Annotated in this window: 12 protein-coding genes; 7 read left to right on the forward strand and 5 right to left on the reverse strand. The window is 74.6% G+C overall.

Going from position 1 to position 14,649, the window contains the following annotated elements:
• The first annotated feature begins 11 nt into the window (after nt 1–11).
• The 5 genes from BDZ31_RS07920 to BDZ31_RS07940 all read left to right on the forward strand — a co-directional run bounded on the left by BDZ31_RS07920 (nt 12) and on the right by BDZ31_RS07940 (nt 6,044).
• Nucleotides 12–860 (forward strand): LLM class flavin-dependent oxidoreductase, encoded by an 849-nt coding sequence (locus BDZ31_RS07920; protein WP_183340654.1) that lies wholly within the window; start codon nt 12–14, stop codon nt 858–860.
• Nucleotides 861–974: 114 nt separating this feature from the next.
• On the forward strand, nt 975–2,513 hold the full coding sequence (locus tag BDZ31_RS07925; RefSeq protein WP_183340656.1) for an aldehyde dehydrogenase family protein: 1,539 nt from the start codon (nt 975–977) through the stop codon (nt 2,511–2,513).
• Nucleotides 2,514–2,560: 47 nt separating this feature from the next.
• A complete protein-coding gene (locus BDZ31_RS07930) occupies nt 2,561–3,733 on the forward strand; it encodes a M24 family metallopeptidase (protein ID WP_183340658.1) in 1,173 nt (390 codons plus the stop codon).
• A gap of 3 nt (nt 3,734–3,736) precedes the next feature.
• Nucleotides 3,737–4,777, forward strand: a complete 1,041-nt coding sequence (locus BDZ31_RS07935; RefSeq protein WP_183340660.1) for an agmatinase family protein — start codon at nt 3,737–3,739, stop codon at nt 4,775–4,777.
• Between the two features lie 4 nt (nt 4,778–4,781).
• Entirely contained in the window at nt 4,782–6,044 is a 1,263-nt protein-coding gene (locus tag BDZ31_RS07940; protein ID WP_183340662.1) for a Glu/Leu/Phe/Val family dehydrogenase, read from the forward strand.
• Between the two features lie 28 nt (nt 6,045–6,072).
• Here BDZ31_RS07940 and BDZ31_RS07945 read toward each other — a convergent pair whose 3' ends face one another.
• The 5 genes from BDZ31_RS07945 to BDZ31_RS07965 all read right to left on the reverse strand — a co-directional run bounded on the left by BDZ31_RS07945 (nt 6,073) and on the right by BDZ31_RS07965 (nt 11,938).
• On the reverse strand, nt 6,073–6,840 hold the full coding sequence (locus BDZ31_RS07945; RefSeq protein ID WP_183340664.1) for a creatininase family protein: 768 nt from the start codon (nt 6,838–6,840) through the stop codon (nt 6,073–6,075).
• A 40-nt stretch (nt 6,841–6,880) separates the two neighbouring features.
• Nucleotides 6,881–8,788 carry a CoA-binding protein gene (locus BDZ31_RS07950; protein WP_183340666.1) on the reverse strand — a complete coding sequence of 636 codons (1,908 nt, stop codon included), beginning with the start codon at nt 8,786–8,788 and terminating at the stop codon, nt 6,881–6,883.
• Nucleotides 8,789–8,917: 129 nt separating this feature from the next.
• Complete coding sequence (locus tag BDZ31_RS07955) at nt 8,918–10,492, reverse strand: fatty acyl-CoA synthetase (protein ID WP_221242846.1); 1,575 nt, start codon at nt 10,490–10,492, stop codon at nt 8,918–8,920.
• A gap of 92 nt (nt 10,493–10,584) precedes the next feature.
• On the reverse strand, nt 10,585–11,514 hold the full coding sequence (locus BDZ31_RS07960) for an EamA family transporter (protein ID WP_183340670.1): 930 nt from the start codon (nt 11,512–11,514) through the stop codon (nt 10,585–10,587).
• 13 nt (nt 11,515–11,527) lie between these two features.
• On the reverse strand, nt 11,528–11,938 hold the full coding sequence (locus tag BDZ31_RS07965) for an ester cyclase (protein ID WP_183340672.1): 411 nt from the start codon (nt 11,936–11,938) through the stop codon (nt 11,528–11,530).
• Between the two features lie 115 nt (nt 11,939–12,053).
• Between BDZ31_RS07965 and BDZ31_RS07970 the strand changes: the two genes are divergently transcribed.
• Both BDZ31_RS07970 and BDZ31_RS07975 read left to right on the forward strand, forming a co-directional pair.
• Nucleotides 12,054–13,661 (forward strand): ABC transporter substrate-binding protein, encoded by a 1,608-nt coding sequence (locus BDZ31_RS07970; protein ID WP_183340674.1) that lies wholly within the window; start codon nt 12,054–12,056, stop codon nt 13,659–13,661.
• 37 nt (nt 13,662–13,698) lie between these two features.
• Nucleotides 13,699–14,622: an NAD-dependent epimerase/dehydratase family protein gene (locus tag BDZ31_RS07975; RefSeq protein WP_183340676.1), complete on the forward strand. Its 924-nt coding sequence runs from the start codon at nt 13,699–13,701 to the stop codon at nt 14,620–14,622.
• Nucleotides 14,623–14,649 lie beyond the last annotated feature (27 nt).

Here is a 14,649-nt window from a genome sequence, read left to right on the forward strand (position 1 = left end):
AAGCTGTCGCGATGCGCTGCGCCGTCTACTGCGCCAACCACGGCCGCCTCGGCGATCCGCGGACGCTCGTCGACCTCGCGCTGCTGGCTGAGGAGGCGGGCTGGGACGGCTTCTTCCTCTACGACCACATCGTGGTCGTGCCCGGGCGCGCCTACCCGAGCGTCGACCCGTGGAGCGTGCTCGCCGTCGTCGCCGACCGGACGCGCCTGGTCCTGGGGCCGCTCGTCACGCCGCTGGCGCGACGGCGGCCCTGGGAGCTGGCGCACCAGGCGATCGCGCTCGACCGGCTCGCCGAGGGCCGCCTGGTGCTCGGCGCCGGGCTGGGGGAGCCGACCGACTTCGTCGCGTTCGGCGACCGCGCCGACCCGCGCGAGCGGGCGCGGCGCCTCGACGAGGCGCTCGAGCTGCTCGCGGCGCTGTGGGGCGGGGAGCCGGTCGACCACGACGGCAGCTGGACGCTCGACGGCGTCGCGCTGCGACCGGGCCCGGTGCGCGGGCGGATCCCCGTCTGGATCGCCGGCCGCTATCCCCATCGCGCGCCGCTGCGCCGCGCGGCGCGCTGGGACGGGATCTTCCCGATCAACACGCGCTGGGAGCTCGACGACCCGCTGCGCCCGGCGCAGCTGGAGGAGCTGCTGGCCGTCGTGCGCGCCGAGCGCGGGGGCCTCGACGGCTTCGAGGTCGTCACCGCGGGGGTGACCCCGGCCGACCGGAGGGCGGCCGCCGCGATCGCCGCCCCGTACGCGCGCGCCGGCGCGACGTGGTGGCTGGAGATCGTCGAGGGGCGGCGGGGCACCGTCGAGGAGCTGCGGCGCCGCGTCGCGGCCGGCCCGCCGCGGGTCGCGCCGCCCGACCGCTGAGGGCGGGCCGCGAGCGCTTGACGGCGACCGGCCTCGTCCAGTAGAACTAACAAACGTTAGTTCTATCGTCACCCCGGGCGGCGCGGGAGGCCGCCCGGGAGAAAGGAACGCCTGATGGCCACCCGATTCACGTACACCAGCGGCTCGTTCGGAACGGAGGTGGACGGCGAGTTCGAGCGGCAGCTGCTGGCCGCGCGGAGCGCCGCGCCGGCTCCGCTCCCGCACGTGATCGCCGGTCGCGAGGTGGCCAAGGGCCCCGTCTTCGCGCGCGTCGACCCCGCCAACGTCGAGCAGGTCGCCAGCCGCGCGCACGCCGCCGGACCGGAGCTCGTCGACGCCGCCGTCGCGGCCGCCAACGCCGCCCGCGCGCAGTGGCGCCGGACGCCCTACGCCGAGCGCTGCCGCCGCCTGCGGGCGATCGCCGAGGCGATCGGCGCGCGCCATCTCGAGACTGCCGCGCGCGTCAGCCTCGAGACCGGGAAGAACCGCGCCGAGGCGGTCGCGGAGGTGCAGGAGGCGATCGACCTGATCACCACCTACTGCGACCACATGGAGGAGAACGCCGGCTACGAGGCGCCGCTGCTGAGCTTCGTCGAGGGCGAGCGCAACACCGAGACGCTGCGCCCCTACGGCAGCTTCGGCGTCATCTGCCCGTTCAACTTCCCCTTCGCGCTCACGATCGGCATGTCGGTCGCGGCGCTCGTAGCGGGCAACACCGTCGTCGTGAAGCCCTCCGAGGACGCGCCCTGGACGGGAGCCCTGTTCGCCGAGCTGGCGCTGCCGCACCTGCCGGAGGGCGTGCTCAACCTCGTCCACGGCGGCGTCGAGACCGGCAGAGCGCTCGCCGACGCCGCCGTCGACGGCATCGCCTTCACGGGCTCGGCCGCCGTCGGCCGCGAGATCGTCGCCAAGCTCCAGGGCGGCCGCTGGGCGCGCCCGGCGCTGACCGAGATGGGCGGCAAGAACCCCGCGATCGTCACCGCCAGCGCCGACGTGCGCAAGGCGGCCGAGGGCGTCGCGCGCGCCGGCTTCGGCCTCTCGGGCCAGAAGTGCAGCGCCTGCTCGCGCGCGATCGTGCTCGACGCCGTCTACGACGAGTTCGTCGAGCAGCTGGCGGAGGTGACCGCCTCCTTCGCGGTCGGCGACCCCGCCGACGCGGCCTCCTCGCTCGGCCCGGTCATCAACGAGCGCGCCTACGAGCGATTCGCGCGCGCGGTCGCCGACGCGGAGGCCGACGGCCGGATCGTCGCCGGCGGCCGCCGCCCCGACCTGCCCGGCTTCTACGTCGAGCCGACCGTCGTCGCCGACCTCCCGCGCGGCCACCGCCTCACGCGCGAGGAGCTGTTCCTGCCGTTCGTCACCGTCACCCGCGTCGCGACGCTGGAGGAGGCGATCGAGGAGGCGAACGCGATCGACTACGGCCTCACGGCCGGCATCTTCGCCGAGGACCAGGGTGAGGTCGACCGCTTCCTCGACGAGATCGAGGCCGGCGTCCTGTACGTCAACCGCGGCGCCGGCGCGACGACCGGCGCCTGGCCCGGCACGCAGTCGTTCTGCGGCTGGAAGTCGAGCGGCACGACCGGCAAGGGCGGCCTCGGCCCCTGGTATGTCCCCCAGTTCATGCGCGAGCAGTCGCGCACCGTCGTCGCATGATGAGCGCCACGGCCTCCAACCCCACCCAGTCCACGAGAGGAACAGAGATGACCGAAGTGACCTCGCTGCCGAAGGGCGCCCGCATCGCGCCGCGGATGGCCGTCGGGATCGAGGAGTACCAGCAGCGCCTCGCCAAGACCCGCGACTGGATGCGCGAGAACGGCGTCGACCTGCTGATCCTGACGCAGCCCGAGCACTACAACTGGCTGTCGGGCTACGACCCGACCAGCGTCTTCTACCACCAGTCGCTGATCGTCGGCGTCGACGACGAGCCGCCGACGCTGCTCTGCAACAAGGCCGAGGTCGCGCTCTACGAGGAGACCTGCTGGGTCGAGGACATGCGCGTCGTGTGGACCCACGAGGACCAGGTCGCGCGCACGATGGAGGTGCTGCGCGAGCGCGGGCTCGACAGAGCCGCGCGCGTCGGCCTCAACCTGATGAGCTACCACCTGCGGCCGCGCTTCGCCTTCGAGCTGCGCGACGCGCTCGCCGGCGCGGAGGTCGTCGACGTGACGCAGGCGATCGACGACCTGCGCCTCGTCAAGAGCCCGGCCGAGATCGACTACCTGCGCCGCGCCGCGCACGTCGCCGACCTCGGCGTCACCGCCGGCATCAACGCGATCCGCGAGGGCGTCACCGACCGCGAGGTGATGGCCGCGATCCAGCACGCGACCGCGCTCAACGGCGGCGAGTTCCCCGCCTATCCGTTCCTCGTCGACGCCCGCGGCACGCTCCACGGCACCCCGATCGGCAAGATCCTGCGCGCCGGCGACACCGTCTACATGGAGGTCAGCGGCGTCGTCCGCCGCTACCACTGCAACATCTCGCGCACCGTCCTCGTCGGCGAGCCGACGCAGAAACTGCGCGAGCTGTACAAGATCGTCAAGGGCGCGCTCGACGAGGCGACCGACGCGATGCGCCCCGGCGCGACCGTCGGCGAGATCGTCGACCTCGTCGCGCGGCTGCACAGCGGCTACGAGGAGAACACCTGGGGCCGCTTCGGCTTCAGCATGGAGATCGCCTATCCGCCGATCTGGATCGGCGGCCTCTCGCTGATGAAGGGCGACGACCACGTGCTCGAGCCCGGCATGGTGATCACGATGGAGCCCGGCCTCTCCTACGCTGACGGCGCGACGATGATGCTCGGCAACAACGTGCTGATCACCGAGCACGGGCCGGAGATCCTCAACAACGTCCCCTCCGACCTCGTCTGGAAGTAGACGATGCCCCAACGCGACACCGTCCACTGGTACGCCGGCCCGACGACCTTCTACCGGGCACCGTCGATCGGCGCCGAGGAGCTGCCGGAGGGCTCTACGGCCGTGCTCGGCGTGCCGCTCGACTCCTGGACGCTCGGCCGCAACGGCCAGCGCTACGCGCCGCGCGCGATCCGCGACGCCTCGCTCTACCTCGCCGGCTACTACGGCCTGCAGACCGAGCCGGTCGGCTACGTCAACGTCAACACCGGCGACGTCTGGACCGTGCCCGACAGGCCGCGCCTGTTCGACGTCGGCGACGTCCGCCTCCACCAGGGCGACGTCCACGCGCAGACCGAGGCGATCGCCGCGCACGTCGCGACGATCGTCTCGCGCGGCTCGTTCCCGGTCGTGCTCGGCGGCGACCACTACGTCCCGTACCCCTCGTTCCTCGGCTTCGTCCGCGGCCTGCAGGAGCGCAAGCCCGGCGCCAAGGTCGGCTTCGTCAACCTCGACGGCCACTTCGACCTGTGGGACGAGTTCAGAGACATGGGCCGCTACAACCACGGCACGTTCGCGCGCCGGATCGCCGACCACGAGGCGGTCGGGAAGATGGTCTGGTGGGGCCTCAACGGGGCCAACATCGCCGAGCCCGACCAGATCGAGCTCTGCCGCGACCGCGGCTTCGCCGCCTACACGACCGACTCGATCCGGCGCCGCGGCCCGCGCGAGACGCTGCGCGAGGCGCTCGAGATCGCCAGCGAGGGCGCCGACGCCGTCTACGTCACCTTCGACATCGACTGCACCGACGGCGCGTTCGCGCCCGGCACCCACAGCATCGTCGACGACGGCCTGACCGCCGGCGAGGTGCTGTCGGCGCTGGAGGCGCTGCCCGAGTGCGACCTGCTCGGCGCCTTCGACGTCTGCGAGATGCTGCCGCAGTACGACGTCGGCGGCGGGCGCACGGCGCGCTACGCGGCGCACGCGATCCTGTCGGTCGTCGGCGACCGGATCCTCGACCGCAGACCGGTATTCGGCCGCAAGGACCTCGACGCGGTCTTCCGCTGATCCGATGACGCTCACGGGCACCCCCGTCGCGTCTCCCTGGCGGGAGGCGCGGCGTCAGCTCGAGCGGGCGGCGGAGACGCTCGCGCTCGACGACGGCCTGCACCGGATGCTGGCCGTCCCGCGCCGCACGATCGAGGTCGCCGTGCCGATCCGCTGCGACGACGGGACCGTTCGCACCTTCCTCGGCGTCCGCGTGCAGCACAGCACGACGCGCGGCCCGGCGAAGGGCGGCCTGCGGTACCACCCCGACGTCACGGTCGAGGAGGTCAAGGCGCTGGCGATGTGGATGACCTGGAAGTGCGCGGTCGTCGACATCCCCTACGGCGGCGGGAAGGGCGCGATCGTCTGCGACCCGGCCGAGCTGTCGCTCGGGGAGCGGGAGCGGATGACGCGCCGCTACGCCAGCGAGATCGCGCCGCTGATCGGTCCCGACAGGGACATCCTCGCGCCCGACATGAACACCGGCGAGCGCGAGATGGCGTGGATCATGGACACGTACTCGAGCGTCGCCGGCCACCCGGTCGGCGCGTCGGTGACCGGCAAGCCGGTGATCGTCGGCGGCTCCGGGCCGCGGCGGGCGGCGACCGCCTCCGGGGTCGTCGTCTGCCTGCGCGAGGCCGTCCGCATCGCCGGGCTGCGCGGGCCGGTGCGGGTCGCCGTCAGCGGGTACGGCAACGTCGGGCGGCTGGTCGCCGAGCTGCTCGCCGACGACCCGGAGATCGCGGTCGTCGGGATCGCCGACGTGGCCGGCGCCCGCTACGCCGCCGACGGCCTGCCGATCGCGGCGATCGGCGCCGAGCTCGACGCCGGGACGCCGCTCGCGGAGGTCCCGTTCGGCGAGCCGATGCCGCGCGACGCGCTGCTGGAGGCCGATTGCGACGTGCTCGTCCCGTGCGCGGTCAGCGGCGTGCTCGACGAGCACAACGCCGAGCGCGTGCGGGCGCGGATCGTCGTCGAGGGCGCCAACGGCCCGACGACCGAGCTGGCCGACGAGCTGCTCGCGGCGTCGGGCGTGACGGTCGTGCCCGACATCCTCGCCAACGCCGGCGGCGTCGTCGTCAGCTACTACGAGTGGGTGCAGGCGCTGCAGGCGATGCCGTGGAGCGACGAGGAGGTCGCGACGCGGCTGGAGGGACGCATGGCGGCCGCCTTCGGTCAGGTGCGCGCGCTCGCGCTCGAATACGACGTCTCGCTGCGGCGGGCGGCGCTCTGCCTCGCGGTGCGGCGCGTCGCCGACGCCCACCTCGCGCGCGGCCTCTACCCCTGAGGGGACCGTCCGCGGCGCGGCGCCCGGGTCACGACCACGGCCCGGGCGCCGCCTCCTCGGCGGCGATGCCGCGCACGATGCCGTCGACCATCGCGGCGAAGCAGCGCTCGCCGACCGCGGCCGTCACCGCGCGCGCGTCGAGCACGACGCCGGTCGCCGGGACGGCGTCCTCCGGCGTCGGCAGCACGTCGTAGCCGTCGCGCGGCGCGAACGGGACCGGCGCCGGCGGCTCGCCGACCAGCTCCGGCGCGACGTGGCGCATGACGGCGGTCTCGAGCCGCCCCGCGTGGTCGGAGGCCCACGCCGGCTCCTCGCCCGGGAAGAGCGCCTCGACGTCGGCCGGCGCGAGGTAGTCCCACGGCGCGTCGAACAGCAGGGCGCGAGCGGCGGTCCCGCACAGCGCCGCGTCGAGCGCGTCCCACAGCACGGCCGCGTTCTCCCAGTGCCACGACAGCACGACGAGCGCCCGCGCGCCGGCGGCGACCGCGCCGGCGGCGAGCTGCTCGACGCTGTCGAGCAGCGTTCCCAGCCGCAGCGCCGGCGCGGCGAAGCGCGGCCCGCCGCCGGAGCGCGGGCGCGACGGCGCCCCGTAGGGCAGCGTCGGCAGCACGATCCCGCCGGTCCGCGCGGCGACCGCGCGCGCGAGCGCCTCGACGACGATCGCGTCGGTCGCCAGCGGCAGGTGCGGCCCGTGCTGCTCGAACGAGCCGACCGAGAGGATCAGCGGCGCGCCGGTGCGCAGCCGCTCGTCGAGCTCGAACCATGACAGCAGCGCGCCGTCGTCGCCTCTCTCCATCTCGCGTCCTTTCGATTCGTTCCTGTTCGGCGCCCGGCGGTCAGGCCGGGGCAGGGGCGGCGCCGTCGCGGCGGTCGCGCTCCCATGGTGCAGTGAGGGTGACGGACGAGGCGACCGCGCGGGCGTCGGGCCCGTCGCCGAGCAGCGCGACCTCGAAGGCGTGGACGCGCGGCTGCTCGAACGCGAGCCGCGCCAGCGCCGTCAGCGCGTCGGCGAGCGGCCCGCGGGCGGACCGCTGCAGCCCGGCGTCGAGCAGCGCCTCCTGCGCCGCGAGGCGGTCGAGCGGCGCCAGCACGTGGAGCGGCGCGGCGGTCGCGCCGCAGGCGCGCAGCGCGAGCACCGGCCCGTAGGCGCGGTCGGGCAGCAGCGCGACGTGGACGCCGTCGCGGCCCTCGCGCGCGTCGGCGGCGCGGAGGCCGTAGCGGGCGAGCAGCGCCTGCCCCTCCTCGGTCGTCAGCGCGCCGGCGAGCGCCGCGAGCTCCCCCAGCGGCGGAGCGGCGGCGGTCGCGGGCGCGCGGGAGGCGCCGGGGCCGGGCGCGCGCGGCGGCGACCAGCCGCCGACGGCGGCGAGCGCGCGCAGGCCGCTGACGCCGTTGCGCAGCACCGGGACGTCGGCGGCGTCGAGCACCGCGGCGACCGCCGGCGGCGGCGCCTCGCCCTGCTGGGAGAGGACGACCGGCAGCGGGCCGTCGGGCGGCGTCGCGGCCAGCAGCGCCCGCACGATCGTCAGCGCGTTGTCCTGCTCGAGCGCGCCGATGTGGGGCGTCATGTCGAGCTGGGCGAGCAGCACGTCGAACTGGCCGGAGGCCGCCATCGTCGCGAAGATGCGGCGGTAGGTCGCCTCCGTCTCGGCGACGACCCAGCCGTCGAGCGGGTTGGGCGAGTGCGCCGCCGACGGCGCGACGGCGGCGAGCGCCTCGGCCAGCTCGGGCGGCGTCGGCGGGAAGGGGATGCCGGCGGCCTGCGCGCCGTCGGCGAGCAGCGCCGCCTCGCCGCCCGACAGCGTCACCGCCCCGATCCGGTAACCGCGCGGGCGCCGTCTGCGCGACAGCAGGTCGAGCATCTCGACGAAGTCGCCGTAGGAGTCGGCGAGCAGCGTGCCGGTCGCGCGCGCGAGCGCGGCGAAGCCGCCGTCGGAGCCGACGTCGGCGCCGGTGTGCGCGCGGGCGGCGCGGGCGGCGGCCGGCGAGCGGCCGACCTTCAGGCAGACGACCGGCTTGCCGGAGGCGGCGAGCAGCTCGAGCCCGGCGCGCAGCTCGGCCGGGCGGCGGACGGTCTCGAGGAAGAGGCCGACGGCGCGCGTCTCCTCCTCGGCGGCGAAGTGGCGGCAGAGGTCGGCCGTGTCGAGCCCGCTCTCGTAGCCGAGCGAGACGACGCAGCGCAGCGGCAGGCGCGGGCCGAGGCCGGTCAGCGCCTCGCCGATCGCGCCCGACTGCGTGGCGACCGCGACCGTCCCGCGCTGCAGGCTCGGCGGCAGCGTCCCGACCCACGGCGAGCAGCCGCCCGGGACGGCGGCGCCCATGCAGTTGGGGCCCAGCAGCGTGCCGCCGGCGCCGCGGACGGCGGCGCCGAGGCGCTCGGCGAGCGCCGGGCCGTCGGGGCCGGCGTCGTTGCCGAGGCCGGGGACGACGAAGGCGCGGATGCCGGCGCCGAGCGCGTCGGCGAGCGTCGGCTCCAGCGCGCCGTCGCCGACGAGCAGGACGGCGAGGTCGGGCGCGAACGGCAGCGCGCCGGCGGAGGGCACGCAGGGGACGCCGAGCGCCTCGCGGCGGTTGGGGTTGACGCCGACGACCGTCGTCTCCCCGGCGCTCACGTTCGCGAGCGTCACCCGGTGCAGCTCGGTGCGGTCGGAGGCGCCGAAGACGGCGACCGAGCGCGGCGCCAGCAGCGCGTCGAGCGCACGCTCGGACGCCACGGCCTCAGCGGCGGGCGAGAGGTCGGTTTCCATGGCGACAGACTAACGTTTGTTAGTAGTGCGAGGCAAGCGGAAGCGGGTTCGCCGGACCTCTCGGTCGCGCGGCGGCAGATCGGCTGCCGCGGCGGATGGACGCGCGCCGCCCGGCCGGACGGCGGCGGCTCAGACGCGCTGCGCGCAGGCGACCGCCGAGGCGACGCCGCCGAACCGCTCGCGCAGCTCGCGCTTGAGCACCTTGCCGGACGGGTTGCGCGGCAGCCGCTCGACGAAGTGGACGGCCTTCGGCGCCTTCTGCGGCGAGAGGCGGGCGCGCACGTGCTCGATCAGCTCGTGCGCAGAGGCCTCGCCGCGCGCGACGACGACGGCCGTGACCGCCTCGACCCAGCGCGGGTGCGGCGTCGCGATCACCGCCGCCTCCGCGACGGCCGGATGCGAGTAGAGCGCCTCCTCGACCTCGCGCGAGGCGATCAGCACGCCGCCGCTGTTGATGACGTCCTTGATGCGGTCGACGACGTAGAGGTAGCCCTCCTCGTCGCGGTAGGCGAGGTCGCCCGAGTGGAACCAGCCGCCGGCGAACGCAGCCTCGGTCTCGTCGGGCATCCGCCAGTAGCCGGAGCAGAGCTGCGAGGAGCGGTAGACGACCTCGCCCCGCTCGCCGGCGGCGACGTCGTTCATCTGCGCGTCGACGACCCGCAGCTGGACGCGCGGGACCGGCAGGCCGACCGACGCCGGCCGCTCGCGGTGCTCCTCGGGTCGCAGCACGGCGGTCAGCGGGCCGGCCTCGGTCTGGCCGAAGATGTTGTAGAAGCCGACGCGCGGCAGCGTCTCGCGCAGCCGCGCCAGCACCGCGACGGGCATCGCCGCCGCGCCGTAGTAGGCCTTGCGCAGCGTCGACAGGTCGCGGCGCGCGAAGTCGGGGTGGCGCTCGATGTCGATCCACACCGTCGGCGGCGCGAAGAAGCTCGTCGCGCCGTCGGCCTCGACGCGCCGCAGCAGGTCGCCCGCGTCGGCGCCGTCGACGAGGTGGTTGGTCGCGCCGACCGCCAGGTACGGCAGCAGGAAGACGTGCATCTGCGCGGAGTGGTAGAGCGGCAGCGCGTGGAGCGGCACGTCGTCGCGGGCGAGGTCGAGCGTGTCGACGCAGGTCGCGTACTCGTCGAGCAGCGCGCGGTGGCTGAGCATCGCCCCCTTCGGCGCCGAGGTCGTGCCCGAGGTGTACAGCAGCTGCGCGAGCCCGTCCGGCTCGGCGGCGCTGCGCAGCGGCTCGACGGGGCCGCTCGCCGCCCATGCCAGCACGTCGTCGCCGGCGCCCTCGCGCAGCGTCCCGCGCACGCCGGGGCCGGGGCCGGCACCGGGGCCGCGGCCGCCGCCGCCGTCGAGCCCGGCGGCGGCGAGGCACGACGGGTCGGCGAACAGCGCGCCGCTGCCCGACTGCGACAGCATGTGGCCGACCTCGGCGGCGCGCGCGTTGTAGTTGACCGGCACGTGCACCAGCCCGGCGCGCGAGCAGGCGAGGAACAGCACGAGGTAGGCGTCGGAGTTGCGCCCGAAGGCGGCGACCCGGTCGCCGGGCCGCAGCCCGCGCTCGCGCAGCCGCGCCGCGACGCGGTCGACGGCGAGGTCGAGCTCGCGGTAGGACCAGCGGCGCTCCCGGAAGCGGAGGGCGGTGCGGTCCGGATCGCGCTGCGCGCTGATGCGCAGCACCTCGTCGACGGTGCGCGGTGTGGCGGTGGGCAAGGCGGCTCTCCTGCGCGGGGCTCTCGGTCCTCCAGGATCGAGTCGCCACCGTACGCCGGCCATCGCCCGTTGTCCAGAGACCCGCCCCGCCGCTACGCCGGAGGGCGAGCGGGGCCCGACCGCGTCAGCAGCAGCAGCGAGCCGACGACGATCGCGGCGCCGAGCGCCTGCAGCGCGCCGATCGGCTCGCCGAGCGCGACCGCCGCCAGCGCGATCGCGGCGACCGGCTCGGTCAGCATCAGCATCGAGGCGGTCGGCGCCGGCAGCCGGCGCAGGCCGAGCAGGACGAGCACCGCGGAGGCGATCGTGCCGACGACCACGGTCACGCCGACCGCGCTCCAGCCGGCGGCGCCGTGGGGGATCGCGGCGCCGCCGCCGAGCGCCATCGCGAGGTAGGCGACGGCCGTCCCGGCGTAGACGGCCGTCGTCATCCGCAGCGGCTCGCCGCCGCGGTCGAGCACCGCCTTGGAGAGCAGGAAGAAGACGGCGTAGAAGAGCGCCGAGGCGAGCCCGAAGGCGACGCCGTCGGCGGTGACCCGCCCCGTCACGCCGACGCTCAGCGCGACGCCGAGCAGCGTGACCGGCAGCAGCAGCGCCTGCCGGCGCGTCAGCGGCCGGCGCAGCACCAGCGCGCTGCCGGCGGCGACGAACAGGGGGTAGAGGTAGAGCACGAGGATCGTCGGCGCGGCGTCCATCCGCGCGAGCGACTCGAAGAACGTGTAGGACTGGCCGACGTAGACGACGGTCGCGAGCGCGACGAGCCCGGCGCCGCCGCGCGGCAGCAGCCGCTCGCGGCGCAGCAGCGACGGCGCGAGCGCCGCCAGCAGCAGCAGCGCGGCGGCGCCGAAGCGGACCGTCAGCAGGCCGACCGTGTCGGCGCCGTGGTCGTAGGCGATCTTCCCGAGCGTCGGCTGCGATGCGTACGCCGCCGCGCCGGCGACGAGCAGGAGCGCGCCCCACGGCGCCGCCTCGCGGGTGCGCGCGACGGCGCCGGCCGGGAGCCGCGACGGTGTCGTGCTCACCTCGTCGCGGCCGTCAGCCGGGGATGCCGCCGAGCTGCCGCAGCAGCCCGAGCGCGTCCCAGTTGTGCCACTCCTCCGCGACGCGGCCGTCGTCGAGGCGGATGATCATGATGCCGGTCACGTCGCGCCGGTTGCCGGTCGCCTCCAACCCGAACGCCGGGCCCTGGTGGGTGCCGGTCGACGACCAGCGCGTCGCGACGAGGTCGCCCTCGGCGATCTGCTCGTGGATCGTGTTGACGAGGTCGGGGAAGGCCCGGCGGTAGTTCGCGACCGTCTCCTTGAGCATCTCGCGGCCCCGCACCGGCTCGCTGTCGACGGGGTCGTGGGCGGCGTAGTCCTCGGCGACGAGCTCGTCGACGGCGGCGAGCTCGCCGCCGTTCCAGACGCGCTCGACGTACTCGCGCACCAGCTGCTTGGCGTCCATCGGTCTCTCCTCTGAGATGGCGCCGTCGCGCAATTCGCTTGACGGCGGACGACAGGAAGCGCAAGACTAACAATCGTTAGTTCGTAGCGCGCAACCCCTTGCGGAAGGAGCGACGATGGGTCACACGAGGCGGCGGGGCCGCATGGTCTCGGCATGGCTGGCGACGGTGGCGGCGGCCGGCGCCGTCGTGGGATGCGGCGGCGGCGGCGCGGCCGGCGGCACCGGCGGCGGGGCCGCCGACGGCGCCGCGGGCGAGCGCAAGACCCTCCGCGTCGCGTTCAACTACGGGATCTCGACGATCGACCCGGCCTTCTCGTGCGAGCCGTTCGGCTACACGCTGATCCGGGCGACCTACGACCAGCTCGTCGCGATGCCGGCCGGCGGCTCGACCGGCGACGACGCCGGCGCCGAGCCGATGCTGGCCGAGCGCTGGAGATCGAACGCCGACAAGACGGTGTGGACCTTCCACCTGCGCGACGACGCGACCTTCGCGAGCGGCAACCCGGTCACGGCGAGGGACGTCGTCTTCAGCCTCCGCCGCGCGATCGACAAGAGAGCGTGCGCCGAGTACGTCGTGACGGCGGGGCTGTCGGGCAACATCACCGACGTCGCCGCGCTCGACGGAAGAACCGTCCGCGTGACGCTGGCGAGATCGGATCCGATCTTCCTCCAGAGCATCGGCTCGCGCGCCGCCTCGGTGATCGACAGCAGACTGCTGGGCGAGCACGGCGGGCTCGGCAGAAGGGGCGACGCCTGGCTCGCTTCGCACGCCGCCGGCTCGGGCCCGTACACGATCTCGACCTATCGCCCCGACTCGGAGGTGACGCTGGAGGCGCGCGACGACTACTGGGGCGGGGCGCCGAGAAACGCCGGGGTCTCGATCCGCATCGTCACCGATCCCTCGTCGCTGGAGCTGCTCGTGCGCTCGGGCGAGGTCGACATGGCCAGCGGGGTGCCGCTGAAGGTGCTCAGATCGCTGGAGGCGACCAATCAGATCCTCTCCCATCCGAGCCAGTTCGTGACGTTCGTCGGCCTCAACAACGACGTGCCGCCGCTCGACGACGCGCGCGTCCGCCAGGCGCTCTCGCTCGCCTTCCCGGCCGACGAGGTGCTGCAGGCGTTCGGCTACGGCCAGGCCGAGCTGTTCGCCGGGCCGATCCCGCCGGCGATGCCGTTCTACCCCGACCTCGACGGGCTCGGCCACGACCCGGAGCGGGCGAGAGCGCTGCTCGCGGAGGCCGGCGCGCAGGGGGCGACGCTGACGCTCGACGTGCAGAGCGGCCAGTCGATCCACCAGGAGGTCGCGACGGTAATGCAGGACGCCTTCAGAGAGGTCGGCGTGACGCTGCGGATCTCGACGCTCGGCGCGGCCGCGTACACCGATCGCGTCTACAACCACAAGTCGCAGCTGTTCATCGCCGACGACGGCCCGACGATCAACGACCCCGGCTACCTGCTCGGCTACCAGGCGACCTGCGGCGACTCCTTCAACTGGGTCCGCTACTGCGACAGAGCGGTCGACAGGCTGCTGGAGCGGGCGCGCGGCGAGGTCGACACGGAGCGGCGCGCGGCGCTCTACCGCGAGATCGACCAGAAGCTGATCGAGGATGCGCCCTACATCCAGGTGTTCGCGAAGAACCACATCGTCGTCGCGAGCAGATCGCTGCAGGGGTGGGAGTACTACGACGACCAGGTCTCGCGCCTGGCCGCGATCACGCCGTGAGTTGTAACTACCTAACGTTTGTTAGTAAGGTCTGCGCATGGAGAAGATGGTCACCGAACCGGTCGTGATGGTGACCGGGGGCCGCGGGTACGTCGGCGGGCGGGTGCTCGACCGGCTGGCCGCCCGCGGCATCCCCGTCGTCAGCTACGACCGCGACCCCTGGGAGGGGCGCGACGGCGTCGTCGCCGAGCACGGCGAGCTCACCGACGTCCCGCGCCTGCTCGACGTGATCCGCGCGCACGGCGTGGGCCGGATCGTCCACACCGCGGCGATCTCCCATCCGGGCGTGTCGCTGTACATGCCGCTGGGGACCTTCGAGGCGAACGTCGCCGGCACCGTCGCGCTACTGGAGGCGGCGCGGATCGCGCAGGTGCCGCGCGTCGTCAACTTCTCCAGCTCGTCGGTCTACGGCCACGTCGACGGCGACGTGACCGAGGACCTGCCGCTGCGGCCGATCTCGCCCTACGGCGTGACGAAGGTCGCGACCGACCTGCTCGGCCCCGTCTACAGGGACCTCTACGGCGTCGAGGTCTACTCGCTGCGCGTCACGTGGGTCTACGGGCCCGGCAACCGGATGCAGGAGTACGTGCGCGACATGCTGCGGGCGGCGCTGCGCGGGGAGCGGTACGCGCTCCCCAGCGGCGCCGACCACCCGCTGCCGCTCGTGCACGTCGAGGACGTCGCCGACGCGACCGTGCTCGCGACGCTGGCGGCGGAGGCGCGCCAGCCGGCCTACAACGTCACCGGTCCCGAGCTGCCGACGCTCGGCGAGGTCGCCGAGCAGGTGCGGGCGCTCGTCCCGGGCGCGCGGATCGAGATCGGCCCCGGCGACCTCGACCTCCACCGCCTCGGCCGCTTCGACATGACCGGCGCCGCGCGCGACTTCGGCTACGCGCCGACGCGCACGCTCGCCGACGGGCTGCCGGGCTACCTCGACTGGCTGCGCGAGCACGACTGCTGAGACGGACGACATGAACGACGAACGGAG

This window comes from Conexibacter arvalis (assembly GCF_014199525.1).
Lineage (GTDB): Bacteria > Actinomycetota > Thermoleophilia > Solirubrobacterales > Solirubrobacteraceae > Conexibacter > Conexibacter arvalis.

Coding starts and splice junctions, on each gene's coding strand:
- BDZ31_RS07940 (WP_183340662.1), top strand. CDS start 4,782: ATGACGCTCACGGGCACCCCCGTCGCGTCTCCCTGGCGGGAGGCGCGG.
- BDZ31_RS07925 (WP_183340656.1), top strand. CDS start 975: ATGGCCACCCGATTCACGTACACCAGCGGCTCGTTCGGAACGGAGGTG.
- BDZ31_RS07965 (WP_183340672.1), bottom strand. CDS start 11,938: ATGGACGCCAAGCAGCTGGTGCGCGAGTACGTCGAGCGCGTCTGGAAC.
- BDZ31_RS07930 (WP_183340658.1), top strand. CDS start 2,561: ATGACCGAAGTGACCTCGCTGCCGAAGGGCGCCCGCATCGCGCCGCGG.
- BDZ31_RS07970 (WP_183340674.1), top strand. CDS start 12,054: ATGGGTCACACGAGGCGGCGGGGCCGCATGGTCTCGGCATGGCTGGCG.
- BDZ31_RS07935 (WP_183340660.1), top strand. CDS start 3,737: ATGCCCCAACGCGACACCGTCCACTGGTACGCCGGCCCGACGACCTTC.
- BDZ31_RS07975 (WP_183340676.1), top strand. CDS start 13,699: ATGGAGAAGATGGTCACCGAACCGGTCGTGATGGTGACCGGGGGCCGC.
- BDZ31_RS07945 (WP_183340664.1), bottom strand. CDS start 6,840: ATGGAGAGAGGCGACGACGGCGCGCTGCTGTCATGGTTCGAGCTCGAC.
- BDZ31_RS07920 (WP_183340654.1), top strand. CDS start 12: ATGCGCTGCGCCGTCTACTGCGCCAACCACGGCCGCCTCGGCGATCCG.
- BDZ31_RS07950 (WP_183340666.1), bottom strand. CDS start 8,788: ATGGAAACCGACCTCTCGCCCGCCGCTGAGGCCGTGGCGTCCGAGCGT.